This is a genomic window from Bifidobacterium sp. LH_424, from assembly GCF_056356895.1.
The window spans coordinates 1-16,349 of record NZ_JBKEVC010000004.1; the positions used below are offsets into that span (position 1 = coordinate 1).

At 63.8% G+C, this 16,349-nt stretch carries 12 protein-coding genes and 1 pseudogene; all 13 read right to left on the bottom strand.

Translation table 11 applies throughout. From position 1 onward, the window contains the following. Window positions 1-581: 581 nt before the first annotated feature. The 13 genes and pseudogenes from AC1AYP_RS05020 to casA all read right to left on the bottom strand — a co-directional run bounded on the left by AC1AYP_RS05020 (window position 582) and on the right by casA (window position 16,329). Window positions 582-2,246 (bottom strand): ComEC/Rec2 family competence protein, encoded by a 1,665-nt coding sequence (locus AC1AYP_RS05020; protein ID WP_476547021.1) that lies wholly within the window; start codon window positions 2,244-2,246, stop codon window positions 582-584. A 104-nt stretch (window positions 2,247-2,350) separates the two neighbouring features. Further along, window positions 2,351-2,551: pseudogene (locus tag AC1AYP_RS05025) on the bottom strand (ComEA family DNA-binding protein); the annotation flags it as partial. Window positions 2,552-3,451: 900 nt separating this feature from the next. Then, window positions 3,452-6,394 carry a leucine--tRNA ligase gene (leuS, locus tag AC1AYP_RS05030; RefSeq protein WP_476547023.1) on the bottom strand — a complete coding sequence of 981 codons (2,943 nt, stop codon included), beginning with the start codon at window positions 6,392-6,394 and terminating at the stop codon, window positions 3,452-3,454. Window positions 6,395-7,015: 621 nt separating this feature from the next. Next, window positions 7,016-7,867 (bottom strand): ABC transporter ATP-binding protein, encoded by an 852-nt coding sequence (locus AC1AYP_RS05035; RefSeq protein WP_476547025.1) that lies wholly within the window; start codon window positions 7,865-7,867, stop codon window positions 7,016-7,018. Between the two features lie 161 nt (window positions 7,868-8,028). Next, window positions 8,029-9,276, bottom strand: coding sequence for a glycogen synthase (glgA, locus tag AC1AYP_RS05040; RefSeq protein ID WP_476547027.1), 1,248 nt, complete (start codon window positions 9,274-9,276; stop codon window positions 8,029-8,031). A 122-nt stretch (window positions 9,277-9,398) separates the two neighbouring features. Next, the gene (locus tag AC1AYP_RS05045; RefSeq protein ID WP_476547029.1) at window positions 9,399-9,869 is read right to left on the bottom strand and encodes a tripartite tricarboxylate transporter TctB family protein; all 471 of its coding nucleotides are present in this window, start codon (window positions 9,867-9,869) and stop codon (window positions 9,399-9,401) included. Between the two features lie 75 nt (window positions 9,870-9,944). Further along, a complete protein-coding gene (gene cas2e, locus AC1AYP_RS05050) occupies window positions 9,945-10,298 on the bottom strand; it encodes a type I-E CRISPR-associated endoribonuclease Cas2e (RefSeq protein WP_476547031.1) in 354 nt (117 codons plus the stop codon). A gap of 21 nt (window positions 10,299-10,319) precedes the next feature. Continuing rightward, window positions 10,320-11,291, bottom strand: a complete 972-nt coding sequence (gene cas1e, locus AC1AYP_RS05055) for a type I-E CRISPR-associated endonuclease Cas1e (RefSeq protein WP_476547033.1) — start codon at window positions 11,289-11,291, stop codon at window positions 10,320-10,322. After that, window positions 11,288-11,992 (bottom strand): type I-E CRISPR-associated protein Cas6/Cse3/CasE, encoded by a 705-nt coding sequence (gene cas6e, locus AC1AYP_RS05060; protein ID WP_476547034.1) that lies wholly within the window; start codon window positions 11,990-11,992, stop codon window positions 11,288-11,290. The genes cas1e and cas6e overlap by 4 nt, the downstream gene beginning before the upstream one ends. A gap of 12 nt (window positions 11,993-12,004) precedes the next feature. Continuing rightward, window positions 12,005-12,766, bottom strand: a complete 762-nt coding sequence (gene cas5e, locus AC1AYP_RS05065; RefSeq protein WP_476547036.1) for a type I-E CRISPR-associated protein Cas5/CasD — start codon at window positions 12,764-12,766, stop codon at window positions 12,005-12,007. 2 nt (window positions 12,767-12,768) lie between these two features. Beyond that, complete coding sequence (gene cas7e, locus AC1AYP_RS05070; protein ID WP_476547038.1) at window positions 12,769-13,926, bottom strand: type I-E CRISPR-associated protein Cas7/Cse4/CasC; 1,158 nt, start codon at window positions 13,924-13,926, stop codon at window positions 12,769-12,771. 70 nt (window positions 13,927-13,996) lie between these two features. Further along, window positions 13,997-14,626 (bottom strand): type I-E CRISPR-associated protein Cse2/CasB, encoded by a 630-nt coding sequence (gene casB, locus AC1AYP_RS05075; RefSeq protein ID WP_476547040.1) that lies wholly within the window; start codon window positions 14,624-14,626, stop codon window positions 13,997-13,999. A 2-nt stretch (window positions 14,627-14,628) separates the two neighbouring features. After that, window positions 14,629-16,329, bottom strand: coding sequence for a type I-E CRISPR-associated protein Cse1/CasA (gene casA, locus AC1AYP_RS05080; protein ID WP_476547042.1), 1,701 nt, complete (start codon window positions 16,327-16,329; stop codon window positions 14,629-14,631). Window positions 16,330-16,349: the final 20 nt, after the last annotated feature.

The following is a 16,349-nucleotide window of genomic DNA, read 5'->3' on the forward strand; positions in this document are numbered from 1 at the left end:
CCTATAAGGAAGGACGTTCGCACAAAAACCCCGACCCCCATCAAACCCCCCCGGGTACTCGAAAACGAGCGGGAATCGGACTGGCAATCATTGACTATAAAGAAGTAAGTAGTACAACACACTCTTGAGTTCTCAAACCACCACACACAGCCAAGCAACCCGGAAACCAACCACACAAAGGAAAGAACCAGAAGCCGACCGGCAGCAAGAGAAAAACATACACCAACCCACGCCACACCGCAAACCAGCATGCGAAAACCACGCCCGAAACGTTGCAACGACGGCGTTCCCACGGCGTGTCGAAAACAGGCCCGACAAACCCGACAACCACATCATAACCCCACCCGACACACCACCACACCACCAAAAACCACCACCAGCCGGCGTGTCACAGGAATTCAACCAAACCAACCACCCCATTCACCAACACGACACCCCACAACCACAACCCGACAACCCCCTCAGCCCGCCCCCGGCGGGCAGCTCCCCCTCACAGGGGAGCACACTCTCCCCCACCCGGCACAGCCGGGAGCCCCCTCCACAGAGGAGCCAAGCAAACGCCCGCCAAGCATCCGACGCCGCTACCAGGTGAGTTTACTGATCATATGGTGGGTGTCCATCCACCAAAGGCGAAGCCGGTTCCGGGGATTGCTGGTGAAGGGTTCGCCGAGCAGCATATGGGCTCCGGGCGGCGGCGAAATCCATCGTCGGACCAACTTGGCGCCGATCACCATCGCCGCTTCCACCGCGGCAAGCACAAACGCACCTGTCACTCCCTCCATCCATGGAATCGTCGCCTGATTCCCATCCCCCAGACGTATCGCGACCTGCTCCATGATCCGCGTACCCCATGAGGAAAGCCATGCGCATAGACGCGCCGCATCCATGTTCACCCATGCGAGTGCAAGCCCTGCGAGCCCAGTCATCGTGGAGAAGGCGACCACGGGCGTGACGAGGATGTTCGCGAGCACCGACCAGACCGGCAGCTGCGGTTCCATCAGCACCTGGATCGGCAATGTCGCCATCTGCGCGGCGACGGTCATGGCTATCGCATCGGCAAGGGAGTCGGGCAACAGCAACGCCATGGCGCCGGCCATGGGGCGCGCCATGAGGATGATGCCGAGTACGGCGGCGCAGGACAAGGCGAATCCGAAACTCCACGCCAAGGCGGGATTCGTCAGCAGCATGATGATCGAGGTGACGCATAGCGCGCTCAACGCCTGCGCGCGTCGTCCGACGAACAGCGCCGCGGCGGAGAGCCACCCCATGACCAATGCGCGGGTGACGCTGTCGCCGGGAGCCATCATCGCCGCCATCAGCGTCGTGGACACGACGGTCATGCATGCGACCATCTGCCGGGGCATGAGCAGGTACGCGCCCACTCTGCGGATCAGCGCGGCGACGATGACGAAGTGTCCGCCGGACACGGCCATGAGGTGCATGATCCCGGCACGGCGGAAGCAGTCCTCCAACCGGCCTGCATACGTCTCGTCGATCGAATCGGAATCCGCAGCCGAACTTGATTCAGGGACGCCCACATGGTCCTGCCCGAGAAACCCCATGGTGAGTCCGGGCACAAGTATGCGCCCCGAATCATCGAGACCGTCGGTCGCTTGGAAGAATGATTCCTGCACACGCTCGCGCCAACCGTCGAACAATGGCTGGCGTTCGGTCATGCGTATGCCCGACATGTCCGATATCGAACCGGGAATCCCGGCATCGGCCACTGCCTCATCATCATCTTCGGAGACGGTCAACCAGAGCGGCGTCACGCCGAGTTCCGCCTCCCGCAGTTCTCCGCTCGCCTCATAGCCGGCGCCACGGTGCAGTCGTCCGCAATCGGAGCCCGACGCAAGAAGCCGTACTCGCGCATGCGATCGTGTCGAAACGACGCCGTCGTCCATCGCGACAAGACGTGTCTCCGCCTGACAGTCGGCGTCACGCATGGACGACGTTTCGACCGGCTCGACGACACGCAGTCGTACCACGACCCTGGCGGGGCCGTCTCGTGCGCGCGTCATCGCAGAATCGAACCATACGGCCGATTCCGCGGCCCATGTCGTGACGGCCCCCAGCAGGAACGCTCCCACGCAGACGACGACCGTAACGCGGCCGATTCCCTGACACGCGCACCGCTCCGCCACAATCCATACGAGAAGCACACCGATCGTCACGACGCATACGGCGACGATCGGCGCCATCGATCCGTCTGATTCCCCGGAGCCCGCACCGGCGAACAGCGCCATGCACCGGGAGAACAACCCGTGCGCGCCCAAACAGGACGCCCACAGGACGATGGCGACGGGCAGCAGTCGCCGATCGTCACTGCCACGCTCCAACCGTCCACCCATCAGACCTTCACCTCCGGCCTGATTTTCTCCAACGTCTTCGCGCCGATGCCGGGCACGTCGAGCAGCTGGTCGACGCTGCCGAATCGTCCGATCGCCGCACGATGGTCGAGAATCTTCTGCGCGGTGACCGGACCGATGCCGGGTATCGCATCAAGCTGTTCCAACGTTGCCGTGTTCAGGTCGACGCGGGTATCGGCCGGTTGCGGTGGTTGCGCCTGTGCTTGCCCCGGCATCGTGCCGGAGCCGGCCGCCATACCGTCTCCAGACTGCGACGCATCGCCCTCTGGCGTCTCGTCACCCGCCGCAGTACCGCCCGACGTCGCTCCCCCGACGTCGTCGCCTTCCGTCACGCCGCCCGAAGCGACGGCGGACGTGGCGGACGCCGCTTCGATCGCCGCATAGTTCACGGCCTGCCGGATGAGCAGGGTAAGGCTCGCGCAGGTGGCCATCACCATGATGAGAATCATCGCCAGCGCCTGCGTGGCACCGAACCGCAATCGTGGTCTACCATGGCGGGCGCGATCGGCGAAATGCTCGTCCCTGTCGCCTCCGCGCACGCCGGACAGTTCCGAAAGCACGGCTTTCGGTCGTGCAGCGGAGTCCGGAACGGCTGCCGGTGGCGGAACGGTTACGGCGTCCGGAACGGCTGCCGGTTCCACCGATGTCTCCGATTCCGCTGCCGCCGCCGTTGCGGCGGGAGGCAGCGGGACCGGCGGCACCGTGGAAGCCGGGTACCCGCCGTACGACGGACAGACATCGTACGCGTCATACGCGGTCGGCGTCTCCACCGCATCGTATCCGGCCGCGCCACCGCATCCGATGATGCCATCGCGTCCGACGGCATCATCGAAACCGACGGCACCGTCTCCTCCGATACCGTCGACGATGCCGTATCCGCCGTGCCGTGCGCGGCCGTTTCCGTTTCCACTATGACGAACGCCCATGCCTCCACTGTGGATGAGGCATGGGCGTCGAGTCCAACGCTGCGGTGAATGTGGATAGAGCCCCTGGAGTTCTTCACATTTGCCGCGGCGAGTGTCTAATTATCGTGTGTCGTCCGCGTCGCACGGGAACGCGAGACGCGGACGACACGGGCGGAATCATTCGGCCGGGACGATCGAGACGATCTTCGGGGCCTTGACGATCACCTTGCGCGGTTCTTTGCCGCCGAGACGGGCGGCGACGGCTTCGAGCGCGAGCTTCTCCAGCTCGGCCGGATCGATGTCCGGGGAGACCTCGAGCTTGGCGCGCACCTTGCCCTTGATCTGCACGACCGCGGTGACCGTGTCCTGGCCGACGTACTTGTCGTCGGCGACCGGCCACGGCGCGGCGGACAGGGACTCGGCGTGGCCGAGGCGCTGCCACATCTCCTCGCAGATGTGCGGGGCGATCGGGGCGAGCATGAGGATCAGCGGCTCGACGGCGGAGCGCGGCACGGCCTTGAGGGACGTCAGGTGGTTGTTGAGCACGATGAGCTTGGCGATGGCCGTGTTCGGACGCATGTTCTCCATCTCCACGGTCACCTCGGCGATCGTGTTGTTGAGGAGCTTCAAAGTCTTCACGTCCGGCGCGTCCTCGCTCACATGCGCCTCGCCGGTGGTCTCGTCGACCACGTTGCGCCACAGGCGCTGCAGGAAACGCATGCCGCCGACCACGTTGCGCGTGTTCCACGGACGGGACTCGTCCAGCGGGCCCATGCTCATCTCGTACAGGCGGAACGTGTCCGCGCCGTAGTTCTCGTACATGTAGTCCGGCGTGATGATGTTCTTGAGGCTCTTGCCCATCTTGCCGAACTCGCGGTTCGCGTGCTCGCCGTTCCAGGTGAACGTGGGTTCGCCGTTCTCGTCGGCCGGGCCCTCCACGACCTCGTCGGCCGGCACGTACTGGCCGCGGTCGTCGGTGTAGGCGTACGCCTGGATCATGCCCTGGTTGAACAGCTTGTGGAACGGTTCGGCGGAATCCACGTAGCCGAGGTCGAAGAGGATCTTGTGCCAGAAACGCGAATACAGCAGGTGGAGCACCGCGTGCTCGACGCCGCCGATGTACAGGTCCACGCCACCTTCGTCGCCCGAGTACTTGTTGTGGTTCGGACCCATCCAGTAGTCGAACTCGTCCTTCTCGACCATGTGGGCCGTGTCGGTCGGGTCGATGTAGCGCATGTAGTACCAGCAGGAGCCGGCCCAGTTCGGCATCGTGTTCGTGTCGCGATAGTAGGTCTTCACGCCGTCGCCCAGATCGAGCTCGACCTTCACCCAGTCCTCGTTGCGGCTCAGCGGCGCCTCGGGGTTGGATTCGGCGTCCATCGGGTCGAAGGTGCGCGGCTGGTAGTCGGGCACGTCCGGCAGGTTGATGGGCAGCGCGGAGTCGGGCAGCAGGTGCGGGGTGCCGTCCTCGCCGTAGACGATCGGGAACGGTTCGCCCCAGTAGCGCTGGCGGGAGAACAGCCAGTCGCGCAGACGGTAGGAGACGGTGCCCTTGCCGACGCCCGCGGATTCCAGCCATGCGTTCACCTTGGCGATAGCGTCGTCGACGCGAAGGCCGTCGAGGGAGAGCGCGTCGCCCTTCGCCTTGGTCGCTTCGACGGAGGAGTTGATGACGATGCCGTCGTGGGAGACGAACGGCGCCTTGCCCTCGTAGTTCGCGAGGTCGTCGCCGGATTCCGGCAATGGCTTGACGGTGTAGATGACCGGCAGGCCGAACTTGACGGCGAAATCGTAGTCGCGCTGGTCGCCACCCGGTACGGCCATGATCGCGCCGGTGCCGTAGTCCATGAGCACGTAGTCGGCGGTGAACAGCGGCAGCTTCGCGCCGGTGATCGGGTTGACGGCGTACAGGCCGGTGAACAGGCCGGTCTTCTCGCCGGCCTCGTCGACGCGGTCCTTCGCGGTCTTCGATTCGGCGGCGAGACGGTACGCCTTCACGGCCTCGACCGGGGTGGCGTAGCCGCCCTTCCAAACCTCGGGGGTTTCGGCCGGCCATTCGGCGGGCACGTCCTCGAGCAGGTGGTGTTCCGGGGAGACGACGGCGAACGTGGTGCCGAACAGGGTGTCCGGACGCGTGGTGTAGATCTCCATGTCGCGCGTGCCGTTCGGGGTCTCGACCTGGAAGTGCACGGAGGCGCCGTGGCTTTCGCCGATCCAGTTGCGCTGCATGAGCTTGACCTTCTCCGGCCAGTCGATGCCGTCGAGGTCCTCGATGAGGCGGTGGCCGTACTTGGTGATGCGCATCGACCACTGGCGCAGCTCACGCTGGAAGACCGGGAAGTTGCCGCGCTCGGACTTGCCTTCGGCGGTGACCTCCTCGTTGGCAAGCACGGTGCCCAGGCCCGGGCACCAGTTCACCGGGGACTTGGAGATGTAGGCGAGGCGGAAGTCGTTGAGGATGTCCTGTTGTTCGGCCTCGGTGAGGTCGCCCCATGCCTTGCCGTCCGTCTCGTGGCCCGGGATGGTCTTCTCGCCGTTCTCGAACTTGGCGACGAGCTCGGAAATCGGGCGGGCGGAGCCCTTCGTGCCGGACGGGTTCGTGGCGTCCTCGTCGTACCAGGAGTCGTAGATGCGAGAGAAGATCCACTGGGTCCAGCGCACGTAGCCGGGGTCGATGGTCGCGAAGGTGCGGCGGTCGTCGAAGCTCAGGCCCATGCGGTGCAGCTGGCGCGACATGTTCGCGATGTTCTGCTCGGTGGTGATGCGCGGATGCTGGCCGGTCTGGACGGCGTACTGCTCGGCGGGCAGGCCGAAGGCGTCGTAGCCCATGGCGTGCAGCACGTTCTCGCCCTTCATGCGGTGGTAGCGGGACACCACGTCGGAGGCGAGGTAGCCGAGCGGGTGGCCCACGTGCAGGCCCTTGCCGGACGGGTAGGGGAACATGTCCATCGCGAAGTAGGAGGGGCGCCCCTCAGCGTTGCGGCCCTTGCCGTCCTTCAGATCGCCGGAGACGTTGGCGGCCCAGAAGGTGCCCTCCTCATCCCACTTCTTCTGCCATTTGTTTTCGATGTCCTGCGCCAGAGCGGCGTTGTAACGGAACTTCGGTTCGGTCTCACTCATAGAGCACGATGATACACGCGGGGACGCCAATCACGGGCGGTACGGCGGCTTCTCTGGACAGTCGGGAATCTTTCACATTGTGCAACAACCGTATTCCCCTAATCTCATGCAGCATATTGAGCATCCGGAAATCCGACGGACAACCAGAGATACAGAGCTCTGTATCGTTTTCGTCCCATGCAACTGGGCGATGCCCATAAATGATGAAACAGTCATTTCACGCTCCCCGAGTGGGGAGCGACGCCGCGCCCGGTGGTGGTGCGGTCGGTCATCCTATTTCAATCCACGCTCCCCGAGTGGGGAGCGACGGCGGATATGGACATTCGATAGCCGCATTATGAACATCAAGCGCCCATTCCCGTAAATATTTTACCACCAGATTTCAGAAATCAGCGTCTGCCTCCAGATTGCACGAGGATGCAACACTATTCATTTCTCAAACCACAATGAAACACGAATTCTACTCGCCCGATTTATTGATCTTAGAGTGCGAAGGCTCCAGCAAACCATGAGAGCTCGGGGCTCGCACCTAGTTACCTCAACATGTCAGTGTGCATCGCCCCCCTTCATCGTCGTCAAACGGGGAACAATCTAGGAGTACGAATGAAACGCAGCTCCTTCTCACACCGCGTAGGCGGCCCAGCGGTTGTGGGAGCGTTCGACTTCGATGGGCATGCCGAACAGGTCGGAGAGGCGTTCGTCGGTCAGGCCCTGCTCGAGCGGGCCGGTGTAGACGATGGTGCCGGCGCCGGGGTTGCCCATCGAGTCGACGCCATCCTCGGTCGCGTCCTCGGCGGGGATCGGCTTCCTGCCCATGATGGCGATGTGGTCGAATCCGGCGGGGATCTCCTCCAGACGGTGCGTGACGAGCACGACCGCGCGGTCGGAGTTCTCCTCGCCGATGCGGCTCAGCGTGCGCATCACCTGTTCGCGGCCGCCCAGGTCGAGACCGGTGGTCGGCTCGTCCATGATGAGCAGCTCCGGGTCGCCCATGAGCGCCCTCGCGATGAGCACGCGCGTGCGTTCGCCCTCCGAGAGCCGCCACATCTCCTTGCCTTCGAGGTAGCTCACGCGGAAGTCGCGCAGCAGGCCGCGGGCGCGCTCGTATTCGGCTTCGGTGTACGTATCACGCCAACGGCCGGTCACGGCGCTCAAGCCGGTCACGACCGCGTCGAGTGGATCCTCGAATTCGGGGAACTGGCGGCCCAGGTCGGCGGAGGCGAGGCCGATGCGTGTGCGCAGCTTGAACACGTCGTATTTGCCGAGTTGGTGGCCGAGGATGAACACGCGGCCCTCGGACGGGAACGTGCGCGTGGCGAGCATGCCGACGGCCGTGGATTTGCCGATGCCGTTCGGTCCGAACAACACCCACCGCTCCCCCGCGCGGATCGTCAGGTTCACGTCGGTGATGATGACGCGGCGGTTGCGGCGGAATTCGACGTTTTCGAGTTGGAGTACGACGTTGTCGGTCATGCGGATCTCCTCAATGAATGAAAAACCGGCTCCCGCGAACGGGGAGCCGTCAAGTATGGAAAGCCGAGGGAGAGATGCGGGCTCCCGTTGAGCGCCGCAATCTCTCCCTCCGTCACGCTTCGCGTGCCGCCTCCCTCATCGGAGGGAGGCCTTTGATGGTCTTACTTCTGTTCGGCGAGGACGTCCTCGTAGACCTTGACGGTGGCGTCGGCGATGGACTCCCAGCTGAACACGTCGCGGGCGCGCTCGTAGCCGGCCTGGCCCATCTTCTTCGCGAGCTCCGGGTCGGCCATGACCTTGTTGATCGCGTCGGCCATGTCGTGCACGAACTTGTCCGGGTCCGTGGGGGTGCCGGTGCCGTCGCGCAGCTGGTCGATCGGCACGAGGTAGCCGGTCTCGCCGTCGACGACGACCTCGGGGATGCCGCCGGTGGCGGAGGCGACGACCGGCAGGCCGCACGCCATGGCCTCGAGGTTGACGATGCCGAGCGGCTCGTAGATGGACGGGCAGATGAACGCGTCGCAGCCGTGCTCCAGCGCGGAGAGCTCGTTCTTCGGCAGCATCTCCTCGATCCAGATGATGTTGCCGCGCTTCTCGTCGAGCTCGGCGAAAGAGTTCTTGACCTCCTCCATGATCTCCGGGGTGTCGGGAGCACCGGCGCACAGCACGACCTGGATGCCCGGATCGACGAAATGCAGCGCCTTGAGCAGGTACGGCAGGCCCTTCTGACGGGTGATGCGCCCGACGAACAGCAGGGTCGGCTTGCTGCGGTCGATGTGGTAACGCTCGAACACCTTCCAACCCGGATCGTCGTCCGCCGGGGTGGCGAATTCGGACATGGTGATGCCGTTGTACACGACGACGACCTTGTCCGGATCGAGGTTCGGGTAGGCGGTGAGGATGTCCTCGCGCATGCCGCCGGACACGGCGATGACACGATCGGCGTGCTCGTAGGCGTCCTTCTCGGCCCAGGAGCTCAGGTTGTAGCCGCCGCCGAGTTGCTCGCGCTTCCATGGGCGGAACGGCTCGAGCGAGTGCGCGGTGATGACGAGCGGCGTGCCGTGCAGCATCTTGGCCGCGTAGCCGGCGAGGCAGGCATACCAGGTATGCGCGTGCACGATGTCGGCGTCCACGTCGTTGGCGATCTGCAGGTCGACGCCGAAGGTCTTCAACGCGGGGTTCGCGTCCTTCAGCTCGGCGGGCGTGTCATAGCCGACGACCTTGAGGGAGCCCTTCGCCTCGGCGGCGTTCGGGATGGCGGGGATGTCCGCTTCGGTGCGGGGGCCATCGAACGCGCGCACGGTAACGTCCACGCGCTCGGCGAGCACCTTGGACAGCTCCTCGGCGTGCACGCCTGCGCCACCGTAGACGTGCGGCGGGTATTCGCGGGTCAGAATGTCAACCTTCATTGGTCTGCTACCTCTCTTTCCATCCGGAAAACTCAAGCACAACCAACTTTACGGCACGATATACGGAAAACGCACGACTTCCGTCGTGCGTTTCGCGTGTGTTCATGGTTTCGACGCCGAAATCAGACCGCGGTGCCGTTCTCGTCGAGGTTCGGATTGTGCTTCGAATCACCGGCGGTGAAGAACAGGCTCACCACGCCGACGATGAACACGGCGGACACGGTGATGATCAGCCACATGGGACGCACGGCGGTCGGCAGCCACATGACCACGAAGAACGCGATGATGGACAGGGCGATGAGCGTCCAGCTGCCCACGCGGAACCACTGGCGCACCGAATGCGGCGCCTTGAACGCCTTCGGATTGCGGTAGTTCGGATTGGTGGTCATCGTGGTGTCGGTCTCAGCGACCGGTCCGCCGCTCGGCTTCCACGGTCCCAAGCTCTCGCCTTCCTGCAGCCTGCGGGAACGCTCCTGCAGCTGGTATTCGTCGATCATTCCGGCACGGCCGCGGCCGCGCGTGGCATCATACTGGGAAGGCACTCCCCTGCGATCGGCCTTGGCCTTGGCGCGACGTTCCGCTCGATTCGGCATTGTTGCTGCTCCTTCATAGCACTTCATTGACGGCTGCATGATACTTTACGCCATCTTATCCATTCACCGCGGTTCTCAGCCGTATTTTCGCGAGGCCCTCCATTTGCTGGCGTTACTCCACCCGGTCCGCCGCGGGCCGTTGTCGGTCTGCCGCCGGTTCGCGGGGCGCTTGATGAGCTCCAACCCGTCACGATCCTCGGGAATCCAATCGGCGTGATGCACGCGGAAGGCGAAGTGCTGCTCGTTCCGCGCGGAATACACCATGATCGCGCGACCGTCGCGAATCAGGTCGACGATCCGTTCCCAGAGACGGTCACGCACCTTCGCGCTCACATGGCCGACGAATACGCCGGCGGATATCTCCAACAGCCACCGGGTCAGATCCCCGCGCAGCCCTGTGGGGCACGCCGTCAGCACTATTACGACCATTATGACCGCCTCCTCACGGCATCACCATTCGTCATCGTCCATGAACTCATCGGCCCCGTAGGAGACGCCGGCCGCCACTTCGCCGTCCTTGCCGTCCCATAGACCCACATGGCCCTCTCCAGGCTCGTCATCGGCGGGAAGCCCTTCCGTGAGCAGACCACGGATATCGCGCACCATGCGTTTCATGATCGACAGATCGTAGACGGCATCCCTCATCCGCCGGCGCGTGGCGGAGCCGATGTCGTCCGGCTGCGCCGCAGCCGTTTCGAACGCGACCGGAATGGACAGTTCCGCCTTGTACAGGTCCGCGATGTCGTAGACGAACGACCGTTCGTGACCGACGTGCACGAATCCCAGACCGGGGGAGCATCCGAGCGCGACAATCGCGGCATGGGCCAATCCGTACAGGCAAGTGTGCGCCGCGGAGAGGGCCTTGTTGATCTCGTTGCCCGCTTCGAAATCGTCATGGTCGTACGTCCGTTTGTCCCATACCACACCGGTGCGCGCCGAGCATTCGAGGTATACGCGGCGGACACGCGCCCCCTCGCGTCCACGCAGCTGCTGCATGGTCAGCCGGCTGACGTCCTCGTCGGGGAAGCGCATCTGGTACATCCTCCGTGCCACCGCGAGTCGCAATCTTGTGTTCGACACCATTCGCGCCTGCTGCTGCAGGAGCGTGGATGAATGGGTCAGGGGCTTGCCGAACGCGTACATGCGCACGCCGCGTTCCCCCACCCAGATCACGGTGGCGCCGTTCTCCCCGATTACCGTCATCGCCGGGTGGGTGACCGATGCCCCCGGCCCCAGCATCAGCACGCTCAACGTCGCCGCGGGGACATGCATCGTCCCCGTCTCATCGGTGACGGTGATGGCATTGTCCGCCCGGTTGATCACGCAGTGTTCGAAGTATGCGAACGAGAGACGGTCCTCGGCGCGCACGAGTTCGCCGAGTTCGGGAGGCGGAGTGCCGGGAACCCGTCGCCCGGTGCTCATGCCTGCGGCTCCCGGATGGGGGCCACGGTCAGCAGGCCGCATCCGAACCCCTTCGCCCGGCCGATGCCATGGCAGAGCGCATGACGGAACAGGTCGGCGTCGGTCACCACGAGCCTGCCGTCGAACACCGCGGTGGTCAAGGTCACCGTCCGACCTTCGCGTGTGAACCTTTCCCGGTGACGCTGGCTGACGATCACCGAGGGGTCGCCGTTGTCGTCGGGAAGAAGGGCGAAGCCATGCGCCTGCGCACGGGAGACCAGCCAGTCGCGCTGCTGGCTGACGGTGACATGGCCCTGGAGTTTGCCGACGACGCCTTCACCGTTCGCCTTGGGCTTGCGGCCTTTGTCGACGCGGGCTCTGCGCACCGGATTCGCCCGCAGGCGGAACCGCCAGTGTTGTCCGACCGCGATGCGCGACAACAACGGTGCGTAGTCCTTGCTCTCCCACTGCACATGCATCGGCCATCCGGCCTGTTCGACGATATGTGTGAGATCGGGGGCTTCCGGACTGACCACGTACAGCCAGATGCTGTGGTCCTGCGTCAGGTTGTCCAACCGCCACAGGATGCGGCCTTCTTCGCCGTCGCGGACCGCATCGGGAGGGAATGCGCTCTCGACCGCGGCATGGGTGCGGTACGGCGACGCGATCAGCTGTCTCGCGCCTTCTCTGGCCATGTTCAATGGCACACGTGAAATGAACATGATGGTGGGCTCCTATGCGAAATTCATGGGGTCGTCGGCACCGGTGGCGTCGAAGGTCGGCGGGACGTCGGGCGCGTTCCGTTTCGCCGTCTTTTGCCTGCCTCCCCCGGTTCCGGGATTGTCGATCCGGTAGCGGTGGACTGCCCGTCCTGCATATCGCCGGTCCGTCTGGCTGAACGTCACCGGCAGGTCGGCCTGCGTCGCGGACGGCTCGTCCTCGGACGCGTCGCATACGATCTCCAACGTCTGGCCCGGGTACCGGCGCCGATACCATGCCGAGGCACGCCACGGCTCCCGTTCCAACGCCTGACGGACATCGTCATACTCATCGTGGATGCCCAAGGTGACGGGGAACGCTGGTGGGCAGGACCGCCTGCCCAGGTACAGTGGCCATCGGGGCGACCGCAGCGCCTGGTCGAGCGCTTCGAGCACGGATCGCTCCGCTCCCAGTGCGACCAGGAACCGTGCATCGGCCAGATAGTACCGGTAGGTCAACGGCATGGTCTTCTCATATTCACGGGAATTGCGTTTCCGGGTCAGGGATTTCTCCGTCTGGAAATCCGTTATGATTCGCCCGCGTTGCTCGACGCGCACGCCGAACGACAGGCCCAGCAGATCCTCGATCGGGTCCTCGCGGACACGTCCCTGCGCGCAGGCCAGCAGTCCGATCACCCCGCTTTTCGTCGGCTCGGTGCGGGTCTCCCTGCGCACGAACCGTGATGAATCGCCCCAGGACTGCAATGGCCCCGCGAGCTGCAACAACAATACGCTCATGGTCACTCCCGGCCGGACAGCGCCTGCGTCAGGGCTTCCTTCAGTTCGGATCGCAGAGCGGGGAACGTCACGTGCGCGCTCACCTCGTCCAGTTCGTCGACCGGTTCGTCCGTGGTGATGTTCCATGCCTGCACCGGCTGCTCGCCATAGGCGTCCTGCACGAGCTTGAGTTTGCGGCCGAGTCGTACGGCGGCCTGACGGGAAATCGACAATCCGGCCTCGACTCGGACGGGATCCTCGAAGGCGTCCACGACGTTGATCGGCTGGGTGTCCCGCAGCATCACCACGCAGGTTCCCGGCAACGTGCGGTTGGCGAAGGCGTTCTGCTTGCCGGTCGGCATGGAGCGGATGAACGCCTCGACGAACGCCGCGGCGCCTGCGACGGTGGCCGTCACGTCCCGCAGCTGCTCGTACAGCGAGTCGATGTCCAACGTCGCGTAACGGTACAGCGTGGACGAGTTGAATCCGACGGTGTCGATCATGGCGGCACCGGCGTTGTCGTCCGAAGCGCAATCGTCGACGGCGGTGAAGTAATCGTATTCGGGGGTGATCGTGTCCACGGAGATTGCGTGGGCAACCTGCGCCGAGGCGTCGGTGTTGAGGTCGGGGGCATCGGCGAGCATGCGTCCGAACAAGGCGATGTCGACGGCCTGGACGCCGTGGAACACCGCTCCGACCTCCTTCTTCATCGCGGCGGACGGTTTGCCTGATACGTCGATTCCGGAATCATGCCATCTGATTGCCACGTCAGCCAGCTGTTCGATTTCACGGTACGCGATGAAGATCAGATACCCCGTGGCCAAGGTGCCCTTGTCCTTGCCTGCACGATCCGATTCCTTGACATCGACACCGGTCGCGGCCAACGCGCATTTCGCCAACGTCTCCGCGTCATCGACGAGATCGGGCCTCTTGGCGACGATCGCGTCGCGGATCAGCGAGACCGCACCCTTGGTGCGCACGCCGAGCCGGTTGGAGTCCAGCAGCTTCTTGAACATTTCACGTATGGCGCGCTTCCACGCCTGCGACGAGACACGCGCGCGCAGCGTGCCGCCGTAATGCGCGGTCTTCGGGCTGCCGGTGTCGTCGCGGTTGATGTTGCTCGGCGGCACGTTCTGCAGGTCGTACAGGTCGATGAACATGATGAGTGGTCCTTCCTTCATGGGTTTCCAGTGATCGTTGTGCGGGCTTCGGATGGAGAGCAGCTTCCGGCAGAGGTCCGGCTGCACGGATTCAGGAACGTCGCGGTCGCGCCGGGTCGGAGGAATAGTCCATGCTCCAGCGCATGAATACCTCGCTGCGGTAGTCCGGGAACTGAATCTGGTAAAGATCCTGTGCGAGAGAGCGATAGTCAAGCGTAATCGCCCCGTCACCAGCAGCCCGCATCAGCATGATCAGCGAGCGCACGTTGCGCACCATGCCATTGAAGTCCGGAGAGGCTTCAACGGCCTTTAGACGGTGTTTCACACCGTTCGCATGTTCCGTATCGGGGTTGATGAGCCTGCAGGCGCGGCCGAAGGTCATACGGTTTTCCCCCGCATCCTCCGTCCCCTGCGCGACGCCGTTTCTTCTGGATTGCTGATGGAGCGCGTACAGTTCCAATGTGGCTTTCGCCGCACGAAACACAGCCGGATCCTCTTCGGCGGAGGGCAGGGCACGCGGCCAGTCCTCGAACAAATCCATGCCAATCGACATCCACGCGGGGGCGCCTCCGTCGAGATCCCGCCGCAGCCTGGCGAGCGCGGCACGGGATTCCGGTGTCCCTCCGTCCCGTTTGGTGTACTCGTTCTGGAGTTTGAAGATTCTGCGATTGACGAAGTACCCTAGTTTCCCCGCCACGTCACGGGAGAAGTATCGTCTCATCGTCATGCTCCTTTCTTGTCCGCTGCGGCATCCGCGGGCAATCTGCCCAAGGTCTTGTTCAGACCGCCCAGGAACAGCAGCCGCGCACGAGCGGCGGTCATCATGCCCATGCGGCCTGTGTCATGCTCGTCAAACGCCGATACGCTGCTGTCGGACAGGTAATCGCTTCCGATGGCGAGCAACATGCGGTGCACGTCGTCGAGCCATTCGTCACGGTAGGTTTCATAGTCTTTGTCCGGGGTGAATCCGACCAGCCGATCGCGGAACAGTCCGTCGAGACGCGCATAGGCGTCTTCACGGATACGTTCCGAAGCCGCTTGCGAACGCCCTCCGGCCATACGGTCCCCGGCTGCCGCCCGCAGATTATGCACGTAGTTCGTCAGCATGACGTCCACGGCTTCACGTGTCTTGCCGATGACATGCACGGCGGCTCCGATCGCCGCGTAATCCTTACGGGAGAAGGCCAACGGCAACTGCAGTACGTCATCGATCCCGGTCTCATACACGCTGCTCTGGGTGCCATAGGTCATGCCCTGAGCATGGATGGAGAACACCGACAGCAGGTGGGAACCTTCGTCCAGACAGCCTTCGCGTTGCAACTCCTCGACCCATCGGATGACGCCGGGACGCAGATCCGATTCGCCCACCGCGACCATAGGGGCCAGGCCACGCCAAAGCGCTTTGCCTGCATCATGGGTGACCGGCATGAGCGGCGGGGAGGACAGGCCGAGTTTCTTCTGCTGCGGCACACTGAGACGCCAAGCCGTCATCTTCTCGCATTCGTCGGTGTTGTATGGCGCGATGACGTCGCCATAGCAGTTCACGATGCCGATGACGCGGCTGCCGTCCTCATTCGGTACCAGCCGCAACCGCCGGGACTGGAACGTCAGCGCGTCCACCGGGCCGGTGAACGATGTGCGCACCGTAATATCGGGGCCCGGCGACTCCTCGAACTCCCATGGAGGCAGGTCATCCTCGTTGCCGAACATCCTCACCGAATTGTTCCCGGCATCGTACAGGCACCAGTTCAGCATCAGCGTGCGGAACAGGTTGTCTCCCTCGACCGTCACCGGCCCCAGGACACCCAGCCATCCGGTGCCCGCCATGCCTTTGGGCGCGTACACCTTCCCTTTGTTGACATGCGTGTTGCCGACCACCGGCGTCTTGATGCCGGCGGTGTCGTACGCCTGCAGGAACACGAGCCAACGGGCCGCTTGGGCGAGATCGATGGATTCCAGCGATTCGGCCGACCGCATGGAGAACAGGAACTTGTCCGGTTTCGGCACGTCCGCGATCATCTCGCTGATGGGGTCGTACTCCTTCTTGCCGCCGTATGCCAGTCCGGGAACCTGATAGAACGGGCGCTCCGGATCGAGCAGGCAGAATCGGTCATGGAACTCGTCGAAGTAGTCTTCGAGAGGAACCATATCGAATGCCCCGTCTTCCCACAACCCGCTCCATAGGTCCCTTATCCGCCCACGGCCGGCTTCCGGATCGCAGTACGCGCAATACAGAATCGCCAGCAACAGGCGTTCCAGCGGCACGGTCTGCTGCGGGAGATCGCCGGAGATTGAACGGATACGCGGGGCATCACGGAAAACGTCACGTATGGACAGTTCCCTAATACCGCCATCCGAAAACACACACGGCATCCAAGGCTCATCAAGAAGGTTGAATCCTCTTACATGAGAATCGTCGGTCATGGTATTCCACCGATCCTTCC

Bases quoted from the DNA above. Each gene is read 5' to 3' on its own strand.
- AC1AYP_RS05020 (WP_476547021.1), bottom strand. From the start codon at position 2,246: ATGGCGCTGTTCGCCGGTGCGGGCTCCGGGGAATCAGACGGATCGATG.
- leuS (WP_476547023.1), bottom strand. From the start codon at position 6,394: ATGAGTGAGACCGAACCGAAGTTCCGTTACAACGCCGCTCTGGCGCAG.
- AC1AYP_RS05035 (WP_476547025.1), bottom strand. From the start codon at position 7,867: ATGACCGACAACGTCGTACTCCAACTCGAAAACGTCGAATTCCGCCGC.
- glgA (WP_476547027.1), bottom strand. From the start codon at position 9,276: ATGAAGGTTGACATTCTGACCCGCGAATACCCGCCGCACGTCTACGGT.
- AC1AYP_RS05045 (WP_476547029.1), bottom strand. From the start codon at position 9,869: ATGCCGAATCGAGCGGAACGTCGCGCCAAGGCCAAGGCCGATCGCAGG.
- cas2e (WP_476547031.1), bottom strand. From the start codon at position 10,298: ATGGTCGTAATAGTGCTGACGGCGTGCCCCACAGGGCTGCGCGGGGAT.
- cas1e (WP_476547033.1), bottom strand. From the start codon at position 11,291: ATGAGCACCGGGCGACGGGTTCCCGGCACTCCGCCTCCCGAACTCGGC.
- cas6e (WP_476547034.1), bottom strand. From the start codon at position 11,992: ATGTTCATTTCACGTGTGCCATTGAACATGGCCAGAGAAGGCGCGAGA.
- cas5e (WP_476547036.1), bottom strand. From the start codon at position 12,766: ATGAGCGTATTGTTGTTGCAGCTCGCGGGGCCATTGCAGTCCTGGGGC.
- cas7e (WP_476547038.1), bottom strand. From the start codon at position 13,926: ATGAAGGAAGGACCACTCATCATGTTCATCGACCTGTACGACCTGCAG.
- casB (WP_476547040.1), bottom strand. From the start codon at position 14,626: ATGAGACGATACTTCTCCCGTGACGTGGCGGGGAAACTAGGGTACTTC.
- casA (WP_476547042.1), bottom strand. From the start codon at position 16,329: ATGACCGACGATTCTCATGTAAGAGGATTCAACCTTCTTGATGAGCCT.